This window comes from Streptomyces sp. NPDC044571 (genome assembly GCF_040647115.1).
Taxonomy (GTDB): Bacteria; Actinomycetota; Actinomycetes; order Streptomycetales; family Streptomycetaceae; genus Streptomyces.
The window spans coordinates 32,890-55,192 of the sequence record NZ_JBEZBN010000003.1; the positions used below are offsets into that span (position 1 = coordinate 32,890).

Annotated in this window: 23 protein-coding genes; 11 read left to right on the forward strand and 12 right to left on the reverse strand. The window is 72.7% G+C overall.

Translation table 11 applies throughout. The annotated features are described in order from the left end of the window. The first annotated feature begins 12 nt into the window (after nucleotides 1–12). Together AB0B01_RS02335 and AB0B01_RS02340 are read left to right on the forward strand one after the other, a co-directional pair. On the forward strand, nucleotides 13–204 hold the full coding sequence (locus tag AB0B01_RS02335) for a hypothetical protein (RefSeq protein ID WP_361712093.1): 192 nt from the start codon (nucleotides 13–15) through the stop codon (nucleotides 202–204). A gap of 161 nt (nucleotides 205–365) precedes the next feature. After that, a complete protein-coding gene (locus AB0B01_RS02340; protein ID WP_361712094.1) occupies nucleotides 366–818 on the forward strand; it encodes a nitroreductase family deazaflavin-dependent oxidoreductase in 453 nt (150 codons plus the stop codon). On the opposite strand, the gene AB0B01_RS02345 is transcribed toward AB0B01_RS02340, so the two are convergent. After that, nucleotides 758–1,291, reverse strand: coding sequence for an Appr-1-p processing protein (locus AB0B01_RS02345; RefSeq protein ID WP_361712095.1), 534 nt, complete (start codon nucleotides 1,289–1,291; stop codon nucleotides 758–760). The genes AB0B01_RS02340 and AB0B01_RS02345 overlap by 61 nt on opposite strands. 266 nt (nucleotides 1,292–1,557) lie before the next feature. Between AB0B01_RS02345 and AB0B01_RS02350 the strand changes: the two genes are divergently transcribed. Next, a complete protein-coding gene (locus AB0B01_RS02350; RefSeq protein ID WP_361712096.1) occupies nucleotides 1,558–2,769 on the forward strand; it encodes a pyridoxal phosphate-dependent aminotransferase in 1,212 nt (403 codons plus the stop codon). Between the two features lie 110 nt (nucleotides 2,770–2,879). Beyond that, nucleotides 2,880–3,287: a hypothetical protein gene (locus AB0B01_RS02355; RefSeq protein ID WP_361712097.1), complete on the forward strand. Its 408-nt coding sequence runs from the start codon at nucleotides 2,880–2,882 to the stop codon at nucleotides 3,285–3,287. A 56-nt stretch (nucleotides 3,288–3,343) separates the two neighbouring features. Here the strand turns inward: AB0B01_RS02355 and AB0B01_RS02360 are convergent, their stop codons facing one another. Next, a complete protein-coding gene (locus tag AB0B01_RS02360) occupies nucleotides 3,344–3,763 on the reverse strand; it encodes a hypothetical protein (RefSeq protein ID WP_361712098.1) in 420 nt (139 codons plus the stop codon). A 634-nt stretch (nucleotides 3,764–4,397) separates the two neighbouring features. Beyond that, nucleotides 4,398–6,230: a phosphoenolpyruvate carboxykinase (GTP) gene (locus AB0B01_RS02365; protein WP_361712099.1), complete on the reverse strand. Its 1,833-nt coding sequence runs from the start codon at nucleotides 6,228–6,230 to the stop codon at nucleotides 4,398–4,400. Nucleotides 6,231–6,449: 219 nt separating this feature from the next. Here AB0B01_RS02365 and AB0B01_RS02370 point away from each other — a divergent pair, with 219 nt between their 5' ends. After that, on the forward strand, nucleotides 6,450–7,118 hold the full coding sequence (locus AB0B01_RS02370) for a hemolysin III family protein (RefSeq protein ID WP_361712100.1): 669 nt from the start codon (nucleotides 6,450–6,452) through the stop codon (nucleotides 7,116–7,118). An 84-nt stretch (nucleotides 7,119–7,202) separates the two neighbouring features. On the opposite strand, the gene AB0B01_RS02375 is transcribed toward AB0B01_RS02370, so the two are convergent. The 3 genes from AB0B01_RS02375 to AB0B01_RS02385 all read right to left on the reverse strand — a co-directional run bounded on the left by AB0B01_RS02375 (nucleotide 7,203) and on the right by AB0B01_RS02385 (nucleotide 10,453). Then, nucleotides 7,203–9,293, reverse strand: coding sequence for a thioredoxin domain-containing protein (locus tag AB0B01_RS02375; RefSeq protein ID WP_361712101.1), 2,091 nt, complete (start codon nucleotides 9,291–9,293; stop codon nucleotides 7,203–7,205). Nucleotides 9,294–9,327: 34 nt separating this feature from the next. Then, the gene (locus tag AB0B01_RS02380) at nucleotides 9,328–9,483 is read right to left on the reverse strand and encodes a hypothetical protein (RefSeq protein ID WP_361712102.1); all 156 of its coding nucleotides are present in this window, start codon (nucleotides 9,481–9,483) and stop codon (nucleotides 9,328–9,330) included. Nucleotides 9,484–9,724: 241 nt separating this feature from the next. Then, on the reverse strand, nucleotides 9,725–10,453 hold the full coding sequence (locus AB0B01_RS02385) for a DUF4344 domain-containing metallopeptidase (RefSeq protein ID WP_361712103.1): 729 nt from the start codon (nucleotides 10,451–10,453) through the stop codon (nucleotides 9,725–9,727). Nucleotides 10,454–10,630: 177 nt separating this feature from the next. Between AB0B01_RS02385 and AB0B01_RS02390 the strand changes: the two genes are divergently transcribed. Then, the gene (locus AB0B01_RS02390) at nucleotides 10,631–13,828 is read left to right on the forward strand and encodes a tetratricopeptide repeat protein (RefSeq protein WP_361712104.1); all 3,198 of its coding nucleotides are present in this window, start codon (nucleotides 10,631–10,633) and stop codon (nucleotides 13,826–13,828) included. A 145-nt stretch (nucleotides 13,829–13,973) separates the two neighbouring features. Here the strand turns inward: AB0B01_RS02390 and AB0B01_RS02395 are convergent, their stop codons facing one another. Further along, nucleotides 13,974–14,198, reverse strand: coding sequence for a hypothetical protein (locus AB0B01_RS02395; RefSeq protein ID WP_361712105.1), 225 nt, complete (start codon nucleotides 14,196–14,198; stop codon nucleotides 13,974–13,976). Next, nucleotides 14,195–15,082: a mycothiol conjugate amidase Mca gene (mca, locus tag AB0B01_RS02400; RefSeq protein WP_361712106.1), complete on the reverse strand. Its 888-nt coding sequence runs from the start codon at nucleotides 15,080–15,082 to the stop codon at nucleotides 14,195–14,197. The genes AB0B01_RS02395 and mca overlap by 4 nt, the downstream gene beginning before the upstream one ends. A 121-nt stretch (nucleotides 15,083–15,203) precedes the next feature. Between mca and AB0B01_RS02405 the strand changes: the two genes are divergently transcribed. Both AB0B01_RS02405 and greA read left to right on the forward strand, forming a co-directional pair. Continuing rightward, entirely contained in the window at nucleotides 15,204–15,626 is a 423-nt protein-coding gene (locus AB0B01_RS02405) for a DUF4307 domain-containing protein (protein WP_361712107.1), read from the forward strand. Between the two features lie 190 nt (nucleotides 15,627–15,816). After that, nucleotides 15,817–16,314, forward strand: a complete 498-nt coding sequence (greA, locus tag AB0B01_RS02410) for a transcription elongation factor GreA (protein WP_361712108.1) — start codon at nucleotides 15,817–15,819, stop codon at nucleotides 16,312–16,314. 71 nt (nucleotides 16,315–16,385) lie between these two features. On the opposite strand, the gene AB0B01_RS02415 is transcribed toward greA, so the two are convergent. The 3 genes from AB0B01_RS02415 to ilvA all read right to left on the reverse strand — a co-directional run bounded on the left by AB0B01_RS02415 (nucleotide 16,386) and on the right by ilvA (nucleotide 19,555). Further along, nucleotides 16,386–17,243 carry an ABC transporter permease gene (locus tag AB0B01_RS02415; protein ID WP_361712109.1) on the reverse strand — a complete coding sequence of 286 codons (858 nt, stop codon included), beginning with the start codon at nucleotides 17,241–17,243 and terminating at the stop codon, nucleotides 16,386–16,388. Continuing rightward, the gene (locus AB0B01_RS02420; protein ID WP_361712110.1) at nucleotides 17,240–18,256 is read right to left on the reverse strand and encodes an ATP-binding cassette domain-containing protein; all 1,017 of its coding nucleotides are present in this window, start codon (nucleotides 18,254–18,256) and stop codon (nucleotides 17,240–17,242) included. Before AB0B01_RS02420 ends, AB0B01_RS02415 begins: the two co-directional genes overlap by 4 nt. Before the next feature lie 66 nt (nucleotides 18,257–18,322). Beyond that, a complete protein-coding gene (gene ilvA / locus AB0B01_RS02425) occupies nucleotides 18,323–19,555 on the reverse strand; it encodes a threonine ammonia-lyase (protein WP_361712111.1) in 1,233 nt (410 codons plus the stop codon). Nucleotides 19,556–19,760: 205 nt separating this feature from the next. Here ilvA and AB0B01_RS02430 point away from each other — a divergent pair, with 205 nt between their 5' ends. The 3 genes from AB0B01_RS02430 (at nucleotide 19,761) to AB0B01_RS02440 (ending at nucleotide 21,100) form a co-directional block, all read left to right on the forward strand. Next, nucleotides 19,761–20,282, forward strand: a complete 522-nt coding sequence (locus AB0B01_RS02430; RefSeq protein WP_361712112.1) for a MarR family transcriptional regulator — start codon at nucleotides 19,761–19,763, stop codon at nucleotides 20,280–20,282. 138 nt (nucleotides 20,283–20,420) lie between these two features. Continuing rightward, nucleotides 20,421–20,852 (forward strand): sigma factor-like helix-turn-helix DNA-binding protein, encoded by a 432-nt coding sequence (locus AB0B01_RS02435; RefSeq protein ID WP_361712113.1) that lies wholly within the window; start codon nucleotides 20,421–20,423, stop codon nucleotides 20,850–20,852. Then, the gene (locus tag AB0B01_RS02440) at nucleotides 20,849–21,100 is read left to right on the forward strand and encodes a hypothetical protein (RefSeq protein WP_361712114.1); all 252 of its coding nucleotides are present in this window, start codon (nucleotides 20,849–20,851) and stop codon (nucleotides 21,098–21,100) included. Before AB0B01_RS02435 ends, AB0B01_RS02440 begins: the two co-directional genes overlap by 4 nt. A 27-nt stretch (nucleotides 21,101–21,127) precedes the next feature. Here the strand turns inward: AB0B01_RS02440 and AB0B01_RS02445 are convergent, their stop codons facing one another. Then, a complete protein-coding gene (locus AB0B01_RS02445) occupies nucleotides 21,128–22,285 on the reverse strand; it encodes a cystathionine gamma-synthase (protein ID WP_361712115.1) in 1,158 nt (385 codons plus the stop codon). Nucleotides 22,286–22,303 lie beyond the last annotated feature (18 nt).

Consider the following 22,303-nt stretch of genomic DNA (forward strand, 5'->3'; position numbering starts at 1 on the left):
AGGAGGTACCCGATGGAAAGTGAATCGGACCAGCAGCCCACTGCCGACCGTCCCACGAAGCTGTGGACGGGCGGTGAGCGGCCTTACGACCCCGAGGACCTCGTCATGGCGACGGGCGCCGACCCGACTCCGGAGCGGGTCGAGAAGGCCCGGCGGCTGATCGAGAAGGAGGGCCCGACGGTCATCGAGCGCTACCTGCCCTAGGGAACGACCCCAGGGCGGGCCGCAGCGCCGCGGTGGCTGCTGGTGGGCCCCGGTCCGGGGCAGCGCGCGCCCGGGCCGGGGCCCGACTGTGCGCCGGGGCGACCGCATCCAGAGGGGTGCAGGATCGTTAAGCCTGGCGGGGGTCGTTACTCGGAGGCAGCATGCAGACGGTCACCATCGACTGGGACCACCCCGCCGACCCGAAGCCGGTCCGCGAGCGGGAGCACGTACGCGACTACGTCACGACCGGCGGCCTCGACGGGCACCTGTGGCACGGGGTCCCGACGCTCCTGCTGACCACCGTCCACCGCGCCACCGGGCGCACCGTGCGGACCCCGCTGATCTACGCGGAGGACGGCGGCCGCCACCTGGTGGTGGCAGCGGGCTGGGGCGCGGCGGACCACCCGGCCTGGTACCGCAACCTCACCGCCCACCCGGAGGTGCGCCTCCAGGTCGGCCCGGCCGCCTTCCAGGCCACGGCGCGCACGGCGTGCCCGGTGGAGCGGGACGCGTACTGGCCGGCGATGACGGCCCTGTGGCCGCTCTTCGACGACTACCGGGCGGCGGCCGCGCCCCGCGAGCTCCCGCTGGTGATCATCGAGTCCCTGTCGTAGACGGTCACCGCCACGCCCCGCGCGCACAGCGCGCCGGTGATCAGCGGCTCGATCCGCGGCCAGGTGCCGCCCGCGAGTCCGCAGCCGATCGGGGGCATGTGGACGGACGCCCCGAGCCCGACCGCATGCCCTCCCAGCACTTCGAGGCAGCGCGCCACCGCCTCGTACCGGATCGGCGGGCGACCGCCGCCGGTGGGCGCCGCGCGCCGTATGCCCCGCTGGCCGACCATGTTGGCCACCCAGAGGTCCGCCCGCACCCGCACCAGCTGCACCGCCCCCAGCCCGAAGTCATTTCCGCCGCGACCCCGGTACCAGGCCCGGTACTGCCGCTCGGGCTCGGGCCACCGCTGCGAGACGGCCCGGACGAATCCCCTGCCCCAGCCTCCGATGTCGTTGCAGACGTGCGGGATGATCTTCGGCCCCTCGACCTGCGGGCTCGTCGCGTCCCCGGCGACGATCCTCAACGGTTCCATGCCCCGCCCCTCCCCCGTGCTGTGCGGCATCACCCCCCACCGTACGGACGGGCACTGACAGAGCAGGCACGTGACGAGCGCAACACCCGCCGCGCTCCCCCCGGATCGTGCTCACCCATTCCGCAGGCCGCAGCGGGGGTGCGGCCGCTTTTTCCAAGGGTGAGGCCGTACGCCACCCGCCCATCACACGAAACGGGACATATCCCTCCTCCACTCCTGGCCGCAATACCGCAGCGGGCGCGCCGCCGGGCCCGTAAGCTCCCGTCATGCAGGTGATCCAGTCAACGAAACTCGCCAATGTCTGCTACGAGATCCGCGGCCCCGTCCTCGAAGAGGCCATGCGGCTCGAAGCGGCAGGTCATCGCATCCTCAAGCTCAACACCGGCAACCCCGCGGCCTTCGGCTTCGAGTGCCCTCCCGAGATCCTTGAGGACATGCTCCGCAACCTGGGCAACGCCCACGGGTACGGGGACGCGAAGGGGCTGCTCTCCGCGCGCCGCGCGGTCATGCAGCACTACCAGACCAAGGGCATCGACCTGGACGTCGAGGACATCTACCTCGGCAACGGCGTCTCCGAGCTGATCCAGATGTCGATGCAGGCGCTGCTGGACGACGGCGACGAGGTGCTCGTGCCCGCGCCCGACTACCCGCTCTGGACCGCCTCCGTCTCCCTTGCGGGCGGCACCGCCGTGCACTACCGCTGCGACGAGCAGTCCGACTGGATGCCCGACCTCGGGGACATCGAGCGCAAGGTCACCGACCGCACCCGCGCGATCGTGATCATCAACCCGAACAACCCGACCGGCGCCGTCTACGACGACGCGATGCTGCGCGGGCTCACGGACATCGCGCGCCGCCACAACCTGATCGTCTGCTCGGACGAGATCTACGACCGGATCCTCTACGACGGCGCCACGCACACGAACACCGCCGCGATCGCGCCGGACCTGCTGACCCTCACCTTCAACGGGCTGTCCAAGAACTACCGCGTCGCCGGCTACCGGGCCGGCTGGATGGCGGTCTGCGGCCCCAAGAAGCACGCCGCCTCCTACATCGAGGGCCTGACGATCCTGGCCAACATGCGGCTGTGCGCCAACATGCCCTCGCAGCACGCCGTCGCCACCGCCCTCGGCGGGCGCCAGTCGATCGAGGACCTGGTGCTCCCCGGCGGACGGCTGCTGGAGCAGCGCGACACGGCGTATGACCTGCTGACGCAGATCCCCGGCATCACGTGCGTGAAGCCCAAGGGCGCGCTGTACCTGTTCCCGAAGCTCGATCCGACCGTCTACAAGATCAAGGACGACCGGCAGATGGTCCTCGACCTGCTCCGGGCCGAGAAGATCATGGTCGTGCACGGTACGGGCTTCAACTGGCCCGAGCCCGACCACTTCCGCATCGTGACGCTGCCGAACGCCAAGGACCTGGGCGACGCGGTGATCCGGATCGGCAAGTTCCTCGACGGTTACGGCCAGCCGTAACCGGCCGGAGCCGATCGGGACCGGCCGGAGCCGTATCAGTGCCGGATCGAGCACAACTTTAGAACCAATCCAATGTAGGATGGCCTCCTGACCACGCAGGAGGCCTCCTCATGTACGAGCCGATCCGTACCAAGTCGGTCGTCCACCGAGTGGGCGGCCGTCACGCCGACAGCCACACCGGCTACCCGCACAGCAGCCGCGCCGAAGCGCTCGACTCCCAGCTCGCCGGACACCTGGCGGCCCTCCTCGCCGTCACCGACGAGCTCGGGCTCGATGGCGAGGCCGCCCGCATCGCCGCCCAGGTGACGCGGCTGCGCGGCGGAGCCGAGCCCGCACGCGCCCCGAAGGCTCCCGCAGAGGAGCTCCCCGCGCTCCACCGCAAGGCCCATGACCTGGCCGGCCGCGCCCTGGTCGTCGCCGCGTCCCGCGCCGACACCACCGTCGCGATCCTCGCCGCCCAGCGCATGGACGCCCACGCCGCCGCCCTGGCTTCCACGGACCTGGCCGGCGCCCTCTGACGGCCCCGGTCCGGGGCCGCGGAGGCTCCGGACCGGGTGCCACGCCCGCCCCGCACTCACGGCACGGGCGTGAACTCCGCCCCCGCGACCCCGCACCACGCCGCGGTGGCGACCGGCCACACCGGGCCGACGGCCTCGCTGTGCTCCCGCGCGCCCGGAGCCACGCCCGGGACCCGCACCAGCGTCTGCGCCGTCCGCGTGCCCGGCGCCGGCTCGGCGGTGTCGCGGAATTCCACCGTGACCACGTACGTGCCGGGCCCCGCGGGGCTGCCCGTCACCTCCATCGCCGCCACCACGCGCCGACTCGCCGCGTCGATCCGGCACCCCGTGATCCGTACGTCCTCCACCGCGGGCCGCGCCGGCGCCGGGGCCGGCTCGGCACTGGCCCACACGTACAGGCCCAACGGGGCGAACACCAGCATGCCGGCCAGCACCACGAGGCCGACCAGCCAGCCCTGCCACTTCAATGCGCTCACGCCCATGGCACGATCCTCCCGGCCTGCCGCCCCGCCTGCCAGCACCGTCCGACCCACACAGCATTTCGAAGTGGGACCGCCTGGACACCGGCCGTTCATGCAACTCCACGCGGGATGTGGGTCTTCGTGAGCACCCTGCACCCGTGAGACGCATCCCGGGAATCGCCCTGGCGGTGCACGGCGTCATCGGATACGAGAAATCCGCATACTTCCGCGATCCCGACGTCGTCAAGGCCCTTGATTCAAGGGCTACATCGTGAAGACCGAGACGTCGGGCTCCCGGGCTTCCTCAAGGCCGCCGGCGAGGACCGCACCTGGCAACTGCCGACCGGAGCCTCCGAGTACGAGCTGATCTCCGTCCAGGGCGCCTCGCCGAGCAGGTCGACGACGTACGGCGGCAGTTGGGGCGGCTGCGGGACCGGCTGGGCGGGGTGGACCTGCCGGAGGAGGCGGAACGCGTGACGGCGGGCCTCCTGACAAGGGAGGCCCGCCGTCAGCAGGCGCACACGACCTGTCTGCAGGAGCACGAGGGCTACTGACAGACGCGACAGGTGGTCGGTGCAGCGGTGGGAACCGCTTGGTCGGGGGCTCCCACATCCATGCGCCCTTTACGGGCGGGCTCGTTCGGGCTCGTTCAGCCCAGGCGCTCGACGAGCGCGTGGTACTGCTCCCACAGCTCCTTGGGGGTGTGGTCGCCGTAGGTGTTCAGGTGCTCGGGGACCAGGGCGGCCTCCTCGCGCCAGACCTCCTTGTCCACGGTGAGGAGGAAGTCCAGGTCCTCGGCCGGGAGGTCCAGGCCGTCGAGGTCGAGCGAGTCCTTGGTCGGCAGGATGCCGATGGGGGTCTCGACACCCTCGGCGGTGCCGTCGAGGCGCTCGACGATCCACTTCAGGACGCGGCTGTTCTCGCCGAAGCCGGGCCACACGAACTTGCCCGCGTCGTTCTTGCGGAACCAGTTCACGTAGTAGATCTTCGGGAGCTTCGCGGCGTCCGCGGAGGCGCCCACCTTGATCCAGTGGGCCATGTAGTCGCCCATGTTGTAGCCGCAGAACGGCAGCATGGCGAACGGGTCGCGGCGCAGCTCGCCGACCTTGCCCTCGGCGGCGGCGGTCTTCTCGGAGGCGATGTTCGAACCGATGAAGACGCCGTGGTTCCAGTCGAAGGACTCGGTGACCAGCGGCACGGCGGAGGCGCGGCGGCCGCCGAAGAGGATCGCGGAGATCGGGACGCCCTTGGGGTCCTCCCACTCGGGGGCGATCGTCGGGCACTGGGAGGCCGGGACGGCGAAGCGGGCGTTCGGGTGGGCCGCCGGGGTCTCGGACTCCGGGGTCCAGTCGTTGCCCTTCCAGTCGGTGAGGTGGGCGGGAGTCTCCTCCGTCATGCCCTCCCACCAGACGTCGCCGTCGTCGGTGAGCGCGACGTTGGTGAAGACGGTGTTCGCGTACATCGTCTTCATGGCGTTGGCGTTGGTGTGCTCGCCGGTGCCGGGCGCGACGCCGAAGAAGCCGGCCTCGGGGTTGATCGCGTAGAGGCGGCCGTCCTCACCGAAGCGCATCCAGGCGATGTCGTCGCCGATGGTCTCGACCGTCCAGCCGGGGATCGTGGGCTCCAGCATGGCGAGGTTGGTCTTGCCACAGGCGCTCGGGAACGCGGCCGCGACGTACTTGGCCTCACCCTGCGGCGGGGTGAGCTTGAGGATCAGCATGTGCTCGGCGAGCCAGCCCTCGTCGCGGGCCATGACGGACGCGATGCGCAGCGCGTAGCACTTCTTGCCGAGCAGGGCGTTGCCGCCGTAGCCCGAGCCGTACGACCAGATCTCACGGGTCTCGGGGAAGTGCGAGATGTACTTGGTGGTGTTGCACGGCCACGGCACGTCGGCCTCGCCCTCGGCGAGCGGAGCGCCGAGGGTGTGGACCGCCTTGACGAAGAAGCCGTCGGTGCCGAGCTCGTCGAGGACGGCCTTGCCCATGCGGGTCATGGTGCGCATGGCGACCGCGACGTACGCGGAGTCGGTGATCTCGACGCCGATGGCGGAGAGCTCGGAGCCGAGGGGGCCCATGCAGAAGGGGACGACGTACATCGTCCGGCCCTTCATGGAGCCGCGGAAGATGCCACCCTCCTCGCCCTTGCCCGCGAAGATCTCCTTCATCTCGGCCGGGGCCTTCCAGTGGTTGGTCGGGCCCGCGTCCTCCTCCTTCTCGGAGCAGATGAAGGTCCGGTCCTCGACGCGCGCGACGTCGGACGGGTCGGAGGCGGCGTAGTAGGAGTTCGGGCGCTTGGTCTCGTCGAGCTTCTTGAACGTGCCCTTGGCGACGAGCTCCTCGCACAGGCGCTCGTACTCGGCTTCGGAGCCGTCGCACCAGACGACGCGGTCCGGCTGGGTGAGGGCTGCGATCTCGTCCACCCAGGCGGTCAGCGCCTGGTGGTTCGTCGGGACGGAAGTGGGAGCCGCGTTGTCGCGCGCCACGATTGCTCCTTGTTGAGGGGTGTGTTTGGTGTATGCCCCGTGGGGGCTGCGACCCGGACGCTTCGCGCTCCGCTCATCCGGTGCCGACCGCACTCATCTGATCATCCGGTGCATGTGCGCATATGTCCAGGGGGCCTCTCACGTGAGCATCGCCACTCCCGTCAATCTTCCGTAAAGCGCACAACTGAAACCTACGGACCCGTAGGTAACATCGCGTTCATGACTTCTGACGCCGCTGCCGTGCCGGCTGCTCCCGAGGCCAAGCCGCTCATGCGCGGCTGGTTGCACACCGGGATGTTCCCGGCCGTGGTCGTGGCGGGCCTCGTGTTGATGGCCGCCACCGACTCGACCCGGGCCAGGGTGGCGTGCGGGGTGTACATCCTCACGGCCTGCCTGCTGTTCGGCATCAGCGCGGTGTACCACCGCGGCACCTGGGGACCGCGGGGCGAGGCCGTCCTGCGGCGGCTCGACCATGCCAACATCTTTCTGATCATCGCCGGGACGTATACCCCGCTGACCGTCCTCCTGCTCCCGCCCTCCACCGGACGGACGCTGCTGTGGGCGGTCTGGATCGCGGCGGCGGCCGGGATCGCCTTCCGCGTCTTCTGGGTCGGCGCCCCGCGCTGGCTCTACACCCCGTGCTACATAGCGATGGGCTGGGCGGCGGTCTTCTTCCTGCCCGACTTCATGCGGGCCGGCGGCATCGCCGTCCTGGTCCTGGTGATCGCGGGCGGCCTGCTCTACAGCGCGGGCGGCGTCATCTACGGCCTCAAGCGCCCCAATCCCTCCCCGCGTTTCTTCGGCTTCCACGAGGTCTTCCACTCGCTGACGCTGGCCGCCTTCGTGGCCCACTACGTGGGCATCTCCCTGGCCGCCTACGGGCGCTAGGGCCGGCCCGGCCCGCCGGGGCACAAGCGGGGCCGGCCCCGTCACGATCGGCGACGGGACCGGCCCGGCGGGGCTGTGGCTGCTTCAGTCGCGGACCCCGCCCACCTGCTGCGCCAGTTCGGCCGGGTCCGTCGTGGGCCGCGCACAGACGAAGTGGCGGCACACGTACGCCGTGGCACGGCCGTCCACGAGCGTGCGCCCGGCCAGCAGGGGGAACTCGGCCTCGTCCGGCCGGGCGGCCTCCGGCTGCGGCACACCGGCCGCCACCACGGCCCCGGGAGCGGTTCCCAGCAGCGCCGTCCGGTGGAGCTGCGCCGTCGCCGGATCTTCCGGGTCACCGGCCACGGCCACCTCGCGCGGACCGTCCAGCAGGGCCTCGGCGACCGCCAGTCCGTGCCCGATGAAGCGCGGGACGCGCGGACCCAGCGCGTGCACCACCCCGAGCGCCCGCTCGGCCGCCGTGCGGTGCGCCTCCGAGCCGGTGTGCGCCGCGTACGAGAGCAGCGCGCCGGCTGCGGCCGTCCAGCCGGACGGGGCCGCCGTGTCGGTGGGGTCCTGCGGGCGGCGGATCAGCGGCTCGGCGTCGTGCGCGGTGTCGTAGAGCGACCCGTCCTCGGCGGTGAACCGGTCCAGCACCAGGTCGAGGAGGAATCCCGCGAACTCCAGCCACACCCCCTCGCCGGTGACCGACGCCAGCGCGAGGAAGCCCTCCGCCACGTCCCCGTAGTCCTCCAGCACCCCGGCGTTCGCGCCGACATGCCCGTCCTTGCTGGTCCGGGCGAGCCGGGCCCGGCCGGCCGCCGCGTCGAAGTGGACCCGCACCAGCAGATCGGCGGCCTCGGTGGCCCGCTCGACCAGGTCCGGCCGGTCGAAGTACGCCCCGCACTCGGCCAGGGCGGCGATCGCCAGCCCGTTCCACGCGGCGACGACCTTGTCGTCCCGCCCGGGCGCGGGCCGCTCGGCGCGGGCCCGCAGCAGCCGCTCCCGGATGCCGGCGATCCGCCCGGCCTCCACGGCGGGTCCGTCCTGCGGCAGCCGGAGCACGGACGTGCCGTGCTCGAAGGTGCCCTCCTGCGTCACCCCGAAGTACGCGGCGGCCAGGGCCCCGTCCTCCTCCCCGAGCACCTCGGCCAGCTGCTGCGGCGTCCAGGCGTAGTACGCGCCCTCCACGTGCTTGCCGCTCGCCGGGTCCTCGCTGTCCGCGTCGAGCGCCGAGGCGAAGCCGCCCTCGGCGGTGCGCAGCTCCCGGACCATGAAGTCGGCGGTCTCCAGCGCGACGCGCCGCGCGAGCTCGCCGAGTGCGTCGTGCCCGCCGCGGGAGGCGGCGCGCCACAAGTGGGCGTAGACCCGGCACAGCAGTGCATTGTCGTAGAGCATCTTCTCGAAGTGCGGAACCACCCACTCCCGGTCCACGGAGTACCGCGCGAACCCGCCGCCGAGCTGGTCGTAGATCCCGCCCCGGGCCATGGCCTCGCAGGTGTCGGCGGCCATCTGCAGCGCCCCCTCCGCCCCGGTGCGGGCGTGGTGGCGCAGCAGGAACTCCAGCACCATGGACGGCGGGAACTTCGGCGCCCCGCCGAACCCGCCGCGCACGGCGTCGTACTCCCGCGTCAGCGCGAGCAGCGCCTGCGCCTGCTCCTGCGGCCCCGGGGCGCCCGCCTTGCCGTAGTCCAGCTGCCGCCCGGCCAGGTCCCGTACGATCCGCTGCGCGACGTCGGCCACCTCCTCGCGCCGCCCGGTCCAGGCGGTCCGCACCCCTTCGAGGACCTGCACGAAGGAGGGCATCCCGTGCCGGGGCTCGGGCGGGAAGTAGGTGCCGAAGTAGAAGGGCTCGGCATCGGGGGTGAGGAAGACGGTCATGGGCCAGCCGCCCTGCCCGGTGGCGGCCTGCACGGCCTCCATGTAGACGGCGTCGACGTCGGGGCGTTCCTCGCGGTCCACCTTGATGTTGACGAAGTGCTCGTTCATGGCGGCGGCGGTCGGCTCGTCCTCGAAGGACTCGTGGGCCATGACGTGGCACCAGTGGCAGCTGCTGTACCCGACGCTGAGCAGCACCGGCACGTCGCGCTCCCGCGCCTCGGCGAAGGCCTCCGGCGACCAGGGCCACCAGTCGACGGGATTGTCGGCGTGCTGGAGGAGATAGGGCGAGGTCTCGTTCGCGAGGCGGTTCGACATGGGACCATCCTCGCGCAACCCGCGCGGGCCTGCCTCAGGCTCGGGTGCACACGTGGATCGACATGGCGCCGGACGGGTCCATATGGCGGATGCGCAGGTCGGTGCCGTCGGAGGCGGCCTCCGGGCGGCCGAAGACGTCCTGGGCTCCCAGCGGGTACCACGGCAGCGTGATCCCGAGGTGGTCGTCCACCGTGTCGGGCACCTTCCCGGCGGAGGAGGCCCCGGGCACTGCCCGGAGGTGTGGCGGAAGGGGAGAAGGGGGCGGCGGGCCCGGCGGGCCGGTCCTTGCCCGTGCAGGCGGACAGCAGCGCGGCCCCGGCGCGGAGCGCCAGGTGGCGCAGGGCGGCCCGGCGGCCCACCAGCCGGGCCGCCCTGCGCGTATCTCTCGTACCGTCACCGGATCCCCGAGGTGTTGATCTTGCTCCGGGAGCCTACGGGCTCTTCCGGAGCAGCGGCCCCGGCGCCCGCTCCCACTCCGCCCGGACCTCCGGCCAGGAGGGGGCGCAGCCCTGCTCGCCGGCGGCCGGTGCGGGGTGGCGGTCCGGAGCCGCGCCGTACAGGAGGCAGCGGTGGGCGGCCGCGCGGGTCGCGGGCGGGGCGTGCTCGTCGCGACCGGAGCCGGGACCTTCGGCTGCCGCCAGTTCATAGGCCTCCGCGGCCGTACGGAGCTTCGCCTCGCCGGACGGGCCCTCGCGCAGGAGCATCAGGGCGGCGAAGCGGTCGGCGGCGTCCTCCTCGGCCCGGTCGCCGCCGACCGGCAGGTCGAGCGCGTCGACGAGGGCGTGGCCCGCCTCGTGGTGGACCGTCTCGGCGACCACCGCTTCCACCGCGTCGCCGGCCGGCCGACGGCCCGCCGCCTCGAAGAGGGCCCGGTCCTCGGCGAGGTCGTCGTAGCAGAGCTCGATGCGCCGGGCCTGCGGGTCGTAGCCCGAACCCTCCCCGGCGCAGGACCGGGCCATGAGGGTGACCCGGTACGGGAGGTCGAGGTAGGCGTTCAGCGCGTCCGCGGCCCGCTCCGCCGTCCTGCGCTCCCGCAGGAACCGCGCGTCGGCGCCGTCGGCCGCGGCAGGCGCCTCGTACCGCACCTCGAATCCCCGGCCGGCCGGGGGCTGCGCGCACCCCGAGCCCGTCAGCACCAGCATCAGCAGCACGGCCGCCACCCGTACAGGCCTTTCCCCACCTCGGTCCACCGCCCCACCCCTCGGAACGTACATATATGCACGCGGCTGTCCGGGAAAGGCTCAACTCCCTCTGAACTAGCTCAGATTCCTCGCGCGGACGCCCGTCCCGGCGGACACTTGGCGCACGTTGCCGGAGCTCTCTTGAGGGGGATGCCGATGCGGGACAGCCATCGCGGTGAGGCCGAGCGGCTGTTGGAACGGGCCGTGGACGAGGAAGCGCGGCGGGCCGCGGGGGCACCGGTCGACACGGCGGCGCTCCTCGCCCGCGGCCGGGAGGCGCTGGACGCGCTCGCCGCGAGCGCGGCCGAGGAGTACGAGGCGTACGCACGGGCCCTGGACGAGGCCGCGGCCGGGGAGCAGTCCCTCGGCGAGGCGTTCCGGCGCGGGAACGCCTCGACCGCCCTGCTGGTGACGGCCGTTGCCGCCGTCGCGGCCGCCGGGACCGACCTCGCGCTCGGCGTGGCGGCCGGCGCCGCGCTGACCGCCGGCGCCGTCACCGGCATCGCCGGCGCCGTGGCCACCGTCGCCAAGGTGACCGCGCTCCACCTGCCCGCCGCGAACCGCCGGGCCGGGGAACTCGGCCGGCCCGGCGGAGCGGAGCAGCTCAGGCTGCAGTGGCTGTCGGCGCTGGAGGTCCGCGGGATACGGCCGTTCCTGGAGCAGCAGCGCACGGTGGCCGCCGCCGCGCGGGCGCCCCGGCCGACCCCGCAGCTGCGGGGCGCCGACCGCAGTGCGCAAGCCCGACGGCGCAGTGTACTGGAGCAGTCCTTCGGCCAACTCCCGGAGCCAGAGGCCGCGTTCACCGGTCGGCGCACCGAGCTGACCCGGATCGCGCAGTGGGTGCAGGCAGCCCGGGCCAGTACGGAGACCCGCCCGGTGGTGGTCGTCCTGCACGGCGAGCCGGGAGTCGGGCGCACCGCGCTGGCCCTGCGGGCCGCGGACGCGCTGCGCGACCAGTTCCGCGGGGCGTGCGTGGTGGACCTGCGCGGCGGCTCCCTGAGCGGGGAGGCCCCCCTGCCGACCAGGGAGGCACTGCTGCACCTGCTCAACCGGCTCGGCGCCCCCCGCGAGCAGCTGCTGTTCCGCGAAGGCTCCTCCGCGGAGCAGCAGGTCCGGCGCCTGGGCGAGCTGTACCACCAGCACCTCCAAGGGCTGCCCGTCACGGTGATCCTGGACGACGCCTCGGACGCGGCGCAGGTACGGACGCTGGTGCCCGAGCGGTCCGAGAGCCTGGTGCTGGTCACCGCCCGCGAGCCGCTGGAGCTGCCCGGGGACCTGGCGGCCTGGGTGCACCAGCTGCCGGTGGAGCGCCTGGCGCAGCCGGAGGCCGCCGCACTGCTCCGCGCCGGAGCCGAGGCCGCCGACGCGGCCCCGTACGCGGCGGACGCCCTGCCCGGCCTGCTCGCGCTCGCCGACGGCCTGCCGCTGGCGCTGCGCGTCCTGGCCCCGGTCGGCGCCGCCGGCCCGGACGGCCCGGCCCACGGGCCGGGCAGCCTCGACGACGCCCTGGACCTGGCCTACGCCGCCCTGCCCGAAGACCGACGCAGGCTGCTGCGGCGCCTGACCCTCGCCGGCCGGGCCTCGCTCGGCCCCTCCGCCGCGGCCGCGCTGATCGACGCCGACCAGGCCCAGGCCGGGCTGCTGCTGCGCGAGCTGGCGCAGGCCGGGCTGCTGGACCACGTCCGCGGGGAGCGCTTCCGGATGCACGACGCGGTGCGCTCGTACGCGGCCGCGCGCCTGGCCGCGGACGAGGACCGGGCGCAGGCCACCGCCGCGCACGGGCGGCTGATCCGCAACTACGCGCAGCTCGCCGACTCCGTGATCCGGATGGTCGACGGGAAGACGTCCACCCGCGCCCACCACTTCGGCGGGCACGGCTTCGCCTCGCTGGACGCGGCGCTGCGCTGGCTGGACGACGAGTCCAGCTTCATCACGGCCGCGCTGCGCCACTCGGAAGGCGTCGACCAGGACGCCGTACTCGACCTGCTGGGCGCGCTGTGCGACTTCTGCCTGCTGCGCGGCGACCTGTACCGGCTCGGCGAGATCGACGAGCTGATGCGGGCCGTGGACCAGGGGCCCGGCCAGGGCCGGCTCGTGCGGTCGGTGCAGTGGCGCACCGGTATCGCGGCCCGCCAGCTCGGCGAACTGGACAAGGCCCGCACCACGCTGACCTCGGTGGTCGACCAGTACCGCGAGGCCCAGCAGGACGCCGGCGCCGCCATGGCGCTGATCTCCCTCGGCATCACCCTGCACCACCAGGGCCAGCTCCCGGAGGCCGCGGCCCGGATCCGGGAGGCGCTCGTCCTCCAGGAACCGGACAAGCTGGCGGGCGACCGGGCGTGGGGCCTGCACGCACTGGCGGCCGTCGAACGGGACCGGGCCCACCTGGCCGAGGCGATGACGCTGCTGGAGCAGTCCCTCGCCCTGCACCGCGAGAGCGAGAGCGTCCACGGCGAGGCCTGGGCGCACTTCCAGCTCGGCCAGGTCCACCTGCGGCTCGGCGAGGTCCCGCGGGCGGAGGAGGAGCTGCGCCTGGCCCTCGACCTGTACGGCCGCACCCGCGACGACCGCGGCCAGGCCTGGGCGCTGACCCAGCTGGGCCGGGCCCGGGTGGTGGCCGGCGATCCCGGACCGGCGGTGGAACGCCTGCGGGAGGCGCTGGCCCGGCACCGGGAGGCGGAGGACGCGCGCGGCGAGGCGTGGACGCTGTACTACCTGGGCCAGGCGCTGGAGGAGAGCGGCGAACGCGACCAGGCGGTCCGGGAGCTGGAACGGTCCCGCACGATGTTCTCGCGGATGCGGGACGTGTACGGGCTGGCCCACGCCCGCCACCACTCGGGCCGCGTCACCCGCGACCAGCGCGCCGCGCAGACGGGGAACCTGAAGAACTCCGGGTTCGCGCGGCAGCTGCTGGTGGACGCGCGGGCCGACTTCCGGCGGATCTCCCTGGCCCACGGCGAGGCCTGGACCTGCCTGGAGCTGGCAGTGGTCGACGCGGGCAACGGGCGGGTGGCGCAGGCGCTCGGCCTGTGCGAGGAGGCGGCCCGGCTGTTCATCTCGTACGGAGACCGGCGCGGCGAGGACTGGGCCCGCTTCCTGCGCTGCACGCTGCTGCCGTACGCGGTCCCGGGCGGTGGCGCCGAGGAGGCCCGCACCGAGCTGGCCAGGCTGGCCGATGCCCCGCACCCGATGCGGGACGGCCGGCTGGAGGACTGCCTCGACGCGTACGCGGTGGCCCTGGGACGGGGTGTGGACCCGGCGGAGGACTGGCAGGCCTGGCGCCTGGGGATGGTCCCGAACCTGCACTCGCGGGAGATCATGGGGGTCCCGCTGCCGCCGCCGGCCGCTCCCTGAGAGGCCCGGGCCCGGGGCGGCGGGGACGGCGGCACACGGAAGCCGCCGCCCCGCCGGTCGGCGGGGCGGCGGGGCGGCCCCGCCGGTCGGCGGGGCGGCGGGGCGGCCCCGCCGGTCGGCGGGGCGGCGCGTCCCGGGGCGTTCCCTACGGGGTGGGCCGGCCGCCGGCCGGCTGGGCCGCCGGGTCCGGGGCTTCCTCGAAGTCGACGCGGTTCATGTGCCGGCTCATCGACTTCATCAGGCCCCACACGCCAAGGGCGAGGGCCGCGAACACGATGAAGCCCAGGAGGCCGGGCGTCACCTTGTTCTTGTCGAAGGTGTCACCCGCCAGCGGGAGGAGCTGGGTCAGTGCTGCCTGCGTAGCGCTCATGACTGAGCATTCTCCCGGATGCCCGCGAACAGGTCGGACTCGGGGAGGGAGGTGTCGACGAGCGACTTCGCGAGCTCGTACTCCTCCGTGGGCCAGACCTCCTTCTGGATCTCCATCGGGACACGGAACCAGCCGCCGTCCGGATCGATCTGCGTGGCGTGCGCGATCAGGGCCTTGTCGCGGATCTCGAAGAACTCCGCACAGGGCACGTGCGTGGTGAGCGTCCGCTCGGTGCGCTCGAACTCCTTCCAGCGCTCCAGCCACTCCCCGTAAGGGGACTCCATGCCCCGCGAGAGCAGCGCCTCGTGCAGGGCGATGGTGCGCGGCTTGTTGAAGCCCTGGTTGTAGTAGAGCTTCTGCGGCTGGTACGCCGGGCCGAACTCGGCCTCCGGGTACTTCTCGGTGTCGGCCGCGCCCTCGAAGGCCACCATCGAGATCTTGTGGGTCATGATGTGGTCGGGGTGCGGGTAGCCGCCGTTCTCGTCGTACGTGGTGATGACCTGCGGCCGGAAGGCACGGATCTTCTGCACCAGCCGCCCTGCGGCCTCGTCCACGTCCTCCAGGGCGAAGCAGCCCTGCGGCAGCGGCGGCAGCGGGTCGCCCTCGGGCAGGCCGGAGTCGACGTAGCCGAGCCACTCCTGCTGGATGCCGAGGATCTCGCGCGCCTCGTCCATCTCCTTGCGGCGCACCTCGTGGATGTTCTCCTCGATGTACTTGTCACCCTGGAGCTTGGGGTTGAGGATCGAGCCGCGCTCGCCGCCGGTGCAGGTCACCACCAGCACGGGCACCCCCTCGGACACGTACTTGGCCATGGTGGCCGCGCCCTTGCTCGACTCGTCGTCGGGGTGGGCATGGACGGCCATCAGTCGAAGCTGCTCGGTCAAGACAGGATCCTCTGTGATTCGTCAGGGCGGACGCCTCCTATAGTGACCGAATCGGGGGGTGGAAAAATTCCGGGGTGGCCCCGGAATCGGCGGCGACCCGGCCCTCTCGGAAGGAAAGATCATGAGCGCGGTGCGCGAGGGACTGCCCGAGGGTCGCTACGGGCGGTCCGGGGACCAGCGTGCGGACCGGCGGCTGAAGATCGTCGGGTCGGCCCTCGGGGTCGGGCTGCTCGCGGTGGTCGGCTGGATCGGCTGGGACTACGTGGCCGGGCAGAGCGTCAGCGCCGAGGTGATCAAGTTCCAGGTGGTGTCCGACACCGAGGTGAAGGTGCACCTGGAGGTGCGCAAGGACCCCTCCGTGACCGGCGTGTGCACCCTGAGCTCCCAGGACAAGGACCATGGCGAGGTCGGGCGTGCGGACTTCACTTTCGGGCAGGAGGACTCGCGGGTGGACGAGGTCGTCTCGCTGCGGACGACCGGCCGCGCCGTGATGATCGAACTGGTCGGCTGCCAGGCGGCCGGCCCGCAGGGCCAGGCCCGCTGACCAGCCCTGCACCGGGCGGCTGCGGCCCCGCGGCCGCTCCGGCGGACCCATCGGGCACGTACCGCCCACCGGGCCCAATGACACACTTCATACCCATGGTGTCCTCCCCCTTTTCTTCCCGAATTGTTAGGCTCGTGGTTTCGCCCGCCGCTGGCGGCCATGTAGTCCCCTGTACCGACGAGGAGCACCCGTGACCCAGACGAGCGAGAGCGTCACCTGGCTGACCCAGGCGGCGTACGACCAGCTGAAGGCCGAGCTGGACTACCTCTCTGGTCCCGCACGCACGGAGATCGCCACGAAGATCGCAGCCGCCCGCGAAGAGGGCGACCTGCGGGAGAACGGCGGTTACCACGCGGCCAAGGAGGAGCAGGGCAAGCAGGAGCTCCGCGTCCGCCAGCTGACGCAGCTCCTGGAGAACGCCAAGGTCGGCACCGCCCCCGCCGCAGAGGGCGAGGTGGCCCCGGGCACCGTCGTCACGATCGCCTTCGACGGCGACGAGGACGACACCATGTCCTTCCTGCTCGCCTCGCGCGAGTACGCGTCCGGGGACTTCGAGACGTACTCCCCGCAGTCCCCGCTGGGCACCGGGGTGCTCGGCAAGAAGATCGGCGAGGACGCCGAGTACGAGCTGCCGAACGGCAAGAAGGCCACGGTCAAGATCCTGGACGTCAAGCCGTTCACCGGCTGATCACCCTCGGACACGCAGGAGCCCCCGACGGAGTAATCCGGCGGGGGCTCCTGCATTGTGCGGGGCGCGCGCTACGCGGTGGCCGAGCGGTACTTGCGGACCGCCAGGGTGCGGAAGACCGCGATGATCAGCAGCGACCACAGGACGGATGCGAGAACCGGGTGCTGCATCGGCCAGGCCTGGGGCGCCTCGTAGCCGGGCGGCAGGTTGCCGAAGAGCTCGCGGGCGGCCTGGACGGTGGCGCTGAACGGGTTCCACTCCGCTATGTGCCGCAGGAAGGCCGGCATATTGTCGGAGGGGACGAAGGCGTTCGAGATGAACGTCAGGGGGAAGAGCCAGATCAGCCCGCCGGAGGTGGCCGCCTCCGGGGTACGCACCGAGAGGCCGATCAGGGCGCCGATCCAGGAGAAGGCGTAGCCGAGCAGGAGCAGCAGGCCGAAGCCGGCGAGCACCTTGGCAAAGTTCTCGTGGGTACGCCAGCCGACGATCAGGGCGACGACGGCCAGGACGACCACGGTGAGCGTGGTCTGGACGAGGTCGGCGAGCGTGCGGCCGGTCAGGACCGCACCGCGGGCCATCGGCAGCGAGCGGAAGCGGTCGATGAGGCCCTTGTGCATATCGTCGGCGATGCCCGCGCCCGCACCGGCCGTGGCGAAGGTGACGGTCTGGGCGAAGATGCCCGCCATCAGGAACTCGCGGTAGGCCGCCGGCGAGGTGTTGCCGCCGACGCTGATCGAGCCGCCGAAGACGTAGCTGAACAGCACGACGAACATGACCGGCTGGATGACACCGAAGATGATCATCTCCGGGATCCGGGACATCCGGATCAGGTTCCGCTTGGCGATCACCAGGGAGTCGCTGACGCCTTGGGCGATGCCGCCGCGCGGGCGGGGGGCGGTGAGCTCCGGGGTCGGGGAGGTGGTGGTCACTTCGCCGTCTCCTTCCGGGCCTTGCGGCCCTTGGCGTCTTCCGGTGGCGCCTCGCCGTTCTCCTCGCCGGCCAGGGCGGCCGCGTGGCCGGTGAGGGAGATGAACACGTCGTCGAGGGTGGGGCGGCGCAGGCCGATGTCGTCGATCTCGATGCCCCGGGCGTCCAGCTCGCGGATGACCTCGGCGAGCAGCTTGGCGCCGCCGGTCACCGGCACGGTGAGCTTGCGGGTGTGCTCCTCGACGGTGGTCTCGCCCTTGCCGAAGCCCGCGAGGACGGCGCCGGCGTCGGCGATGCGCTCGCGGTCGTGGACGACGACCTCCACCCGCTCGCCGCCCGTGCGGGCCTTGAGCTGGTCGGAGGTGCCGCGGGCGATGACCTTGCCGTGGTCGACCACGCAGATGTCGTGGGCGAGGTGGTCGGCCTCCTCCAGGTACTGCGTGGTGAGCAGCAGGGTGGTGCCGCCGGCGACGAGCTCCTGGATGACGTCCCAGAGCTGCTGGCGGTTGCGCGGGTCGAGGCCGGTGGTGGGCTCGTCCATGAACATCACGGGCGGGCGTACGACGAGGGCCGCGGCGAGGTCGAGGCGTCGGCGCATGCCGCCGGAGTACGTCTTGGCCGTGCGGTCGGCGGCGTCGGCGAGGTTGAAGCGCTCCAGCAGCTCGCCCGCCCGGGCCTTGGCCGCCTTGGCGCTCATCTGGTAGAGGCGGCCGACCATCTGGAGGTTCTCGCGGCCGGTCAGGTACTCGTCGACGGCGGCGAACTGGCCGGAGAGGCCTATCGCCCGGCGGACCTCGTTGGGGTGCTTGAGGACGTCGATTCCGGCGACGACGGCCTTGCCGCTGTCGGGCTTGAGGAGGGTGGTCAGGACGCGCACGGTGGTGGTCTTGCCGGCTCCATTGGGGCCGAGCAGGCCGAGCACGGTGCCTTCGGGGACATCGAGGTCCACGCCGTCCAGAGCCCGGACGTCGCCGAAGGTCTTGACCAGGCCTTCGGCGTAGATGGCGCCTGGCATAGAGGTTCTCCCAGTGTGAAGTGTGTTCGTATTCCTCAGCGGACTGTCACATCACTGATCCGGTACTCAGCCCATGACCCCGTACCCGGCGCTGTGCAGCGACCGCGCGACCTCGGCGCAGTGTTCCGGACCCTTCGTCTCCAGGTGCAGCTCCACCTCCACCTCGGTGAGCCCGAGCCGCGGGTCGGTCCGTACGTGGCTCACGTCCAACACGTTCGCATCCACCACTGACAACACGGCCAGCAGTCCGGCCAGCGCCCCCGGCCGGTCGGCCACGCGCAGCCGCAGCGACAGGTAGCGGCCCGCGGCCGCCATGCCGTGGCGCAGGATGCGCTGGAGGAGCAGCGGGTCGATGTTGCCCCCGGACAGCACGGCGACGACCGGACCGCCGCCGTACAGTTCGGGCTCGCTCAGCAGTGCGGCCACCGGGCTGCAGCCGGCCGGCTCGACGACGAGCTTGGCCCGCTCCAAGCACAGCAGCAGCGCGCTGGAGAGCGCGTCCTCGGAGACCGTACGGACCTCGTCGAGCAGTTCGCCAATGATTTTGAAGGGGACGTCGCCGGGGCGGCCGACTTTGATGCCGTCCGCCATCGTCACGGGGTTGTCGATCGACACCGGGTGCCCGGCCTTCAGCGAGGGCGGGTACGCGGCGGCCCCGGCGGCCTGGACCCCGATGACCTTGACGTCCGGCCGCAGCGCCTTCACGGCGACGGCGATGCCCGCGGCGAGGCCGCCGCCGCCGATGCCGACGAGGATCGTGCGGACCTCCGGGCACTGCTCCAGGATCTCCAGGCCGACCGTGCCCTGGCCGGCGATGATGTCGCGGTGGTCGAAGGGGTGGATGAAGACCGCTCCGGTGCGGTCGGCGTAGTCCTGGGCGGCCGCGAGCGTCTCGTCGACGACCTGCCCGTGCAGCCGTACCTCGGCGCCGTACTCCCGGGTCGCCGCCACCTTGGGCAGGGGCGCCCCGACCGGCATGAACACCGTCGAGTGGACCCCGAGCAGGGAGGAGGCGAGGGCCACGCCCTGCGCGTGGTTGCCGGCGCTGGCGGCGACGACGCCGGCGGCCCGCTGCTCGGGGCGCAGGCCCGCGATGCGCACGTACGCGCCGCGCAGCTTGAAGGAGCCGGTGCGCTGGAGGTTCTCGCACTTGAAGTGGACCGGGGAGCCGGTGAGGGCGGAGAGGTGCCTGCTGCCTTCCATCGGGGTGACCCGGGAGACACCGGAGAGCATCTTCTGGGCCCCCCGGACGTCGTCGAGGATGACCTGCGGGACGGGCTGGGGCACGCGGTAGCTCATGCCGCAAGTCTCGCAGCCCGTGCGGGGCACGGCTCAGGACGGCGGTGGGGGGTCGTACAGGGGCGAAATCCCGCCATCCGGGACAGGTCCGCGGGCCGGGTCCGCACTGCCCGTACCAGTTCTCGTACGCGGCGTACGAGCGCCCGCACGGCCGCGTACTCTGTCCCCCATCCTTGTCGGCCCCACGCGAAGAGAGCTCACGGCCATGCCCTCCATCCCGGCCAATTCCGACCTGTCCAAGGCGGCCGAGACGCCCGCCGAAGCCGGTCTCCTCGACGCGCTCCAGCACCAGGTGGCCGTTTTCGCCCGCCGCGCCGAGCAGACCCGCCTGGGCGGGGTCGGCCAGGCCCGCAACTCGATGGACCGGGCCGCCTACCTGCTGCTGAACCGGCTCGACCTGGAAGGCCCGATGGGTGTCAAGGCGCTCGCGGGCGGCATGGGCATCGACTCCTCCACCGTGACCCGTCAGGTCGCGCCGCTGGTGGACAGCGGCCTGGTCAAGCGCACCTCGCACCCGGAGGACGGGCGGGCCGTGGTCCTCGCGCTGTCCCCGCGGGGGCAGGCGCGGCTGGAGGAGGTGCGCTCCTCGCGGCGCGAGCTGATGGCCCGGGTGACGGACGACTGGACCGAGGAGGAGCGCGAGTCGTTCACCGCGCTGCTGACCCGTTTCAACGTCTCCCTGTCCGAGCTGATGGGCGCCGTCGCGGAGGCCGGCCCGGCCTCCTGAGCCGGTCCTGCCCGGTCCCGAACCAGATCCCGGGCCGGGTCCCGAGCCGGGTCCCGAGCCGGGGGCCGATCCGGGTCCCGAGCCGGGTGCGTACGACCCCTTGACCGGGGCGGTGGCGCTGCCCGCACTATGTGCCCTGTGGACGACCACCGGCCGGGCGGCTACGCGGAGTTCGAGGCCTTCGTCGCGGGGGCGGCGGGCCGGCTCCTGCATGTCGCCCTGCTGCTGACGGCCGAGCCGCCGGACCGGCCGGTCGCCGCCCGGCGCCTGCTCGCGGGGGCGCTGGCGCACACGTACGCGAACTGGCGCAGGCTGCGCGGCGACGACCCGTACGCCGCGACGCGCCAGGAGCTGTGCACGGCCTTCGCCCGCACCGGTCGGCGCCTGCACGGCGGTCCGGGAGTCCTCGCCCGGCTCGGCCCGCTGGAACGGCTCGTCCTCGTGCTGCGCGTGTACGAGGGCGTCGCGGAGGAGGTCACCGCCGCGCAGCTGGGGCTGCCGGTCGAGCGGGTACGGGTGCTGTGCAGCCGGGCGGTGGCCGTGATGCGCTCCGCGGAGACGGCCGTATGAGCCTCCCGGACCGCAAGGAATCCCAGGTCAGGCGGCTGATGGAGGGCCCGTACCCGGTGGTTCCGGCCGGGCTCGCGGCGAGCGCCGCGGCCCGGGGCGACCGGCTGCTGCGGCGCCGCCGGGCGCTGCGCCGGGCCGGCTGGGTGCTGCTGTGCGCGGCTGCGGTGGCCTTCGCGGTGTGGGCCTCGCTGGCCCACCCGTGGGAGGTGCCGCCGAGCGATGTCTCCCCGCCTCTGGAGGGCTGGTAGCCCGCGCCCGGCGGCGCGCTCTTCGTCCTAGCCCAGGGCCTGGGTCAGGTCCGCGATCAGGTCGTCGGCGTTCTCGATGCCGACGGAGAGGCGGACCAGGTCCGCGGGGACCTCCAGGGCCGAGCCGGCCACCGAGGCGTGGGTCATGAGGCCCGGGTGCTCGATGAGGGACTCGACACCGCCGAGGGACTCGCCCAGGGTGAAGAGCTTGGCGCGGTTGCAGACCTCGACCGCCGCGGCCTCGCCGCCGGTGACCTGGAAGGAGATCATGCCGCCGAAGTTGCGCATCTGCTTGGCGGCGATCTCGTGGCCGGGGTGCTCGGGCAGGCCCGGGTAGAGGACCGTGTGCACCTTGGGGTGGCGGGTCAGCATCTCGGCGACCTTGGCGGCGTTCTCCGCGTGGCGGTCCATGCGGACGGCGAGGGTCTTGATGCCGCGCAGCACGATCCAGGAGTCGAAGGGGCCGGCCACGGCGCCCATCGCGTTCTGGTGGTAGGCCAGTTCGTCGCCGAGCGCCGCGTCGGCGGTGACGAGGGCGCCGCCGACGACGTCGGAGTGGCCGCCCATGTACTTGGTCAGGGAGTGCACGACCACGTCGGCGCCCAGGGCGAGGGGCTGCTGGAGGTAGGGCGAGGCGAAGGTGTTGTCGACGACCAGCTTGGCGCCGGCCGTGCGCGCGATGTCGGCGACGACGGCGATGTCGGTGATGCCGAGCAGCGGGTTGGAGGGGGTCTCGACCCAGATGGCCTTGGTCTTCGGGGTGAGGGCGGCGCGTACGGAGTCCGGGTCCGAGGTGTCGGCCACCGACCACTCGACGCCCCAGCGGGAGACGACCTTCGCGAAGAGGCGGAAGGTTCCGCCGTAGGCGTCGTTGGGGATGACCACGTGGTCGCCCGGGGTGAGCAGCGTACGCAGCAGGCAGTCCTCGGCGGCGAGCCCGGACGCGAAGGCGAGGCCGCGCCGGCCGCCTTCCAGCGCCGCGAGGTTCTCCTCCAGCGCGGTCCGGGTGGGGTTGGCGCTGCGGCTGTACTCGTAACCGCCGCGCAGTCCGCCGACCCCGTCCTGCTTGTACGTGGACACCTGGTAGATCGGGGGTACGACCGCACCCGTCAGGGGGTCCGCCGTGTTGCCCGCGTGGATCGCGCGGGTCTCGAAGCTCTGGTGCTCGTGGCTGTCGTCGCTCATGAGGCAGATGCTATGCCC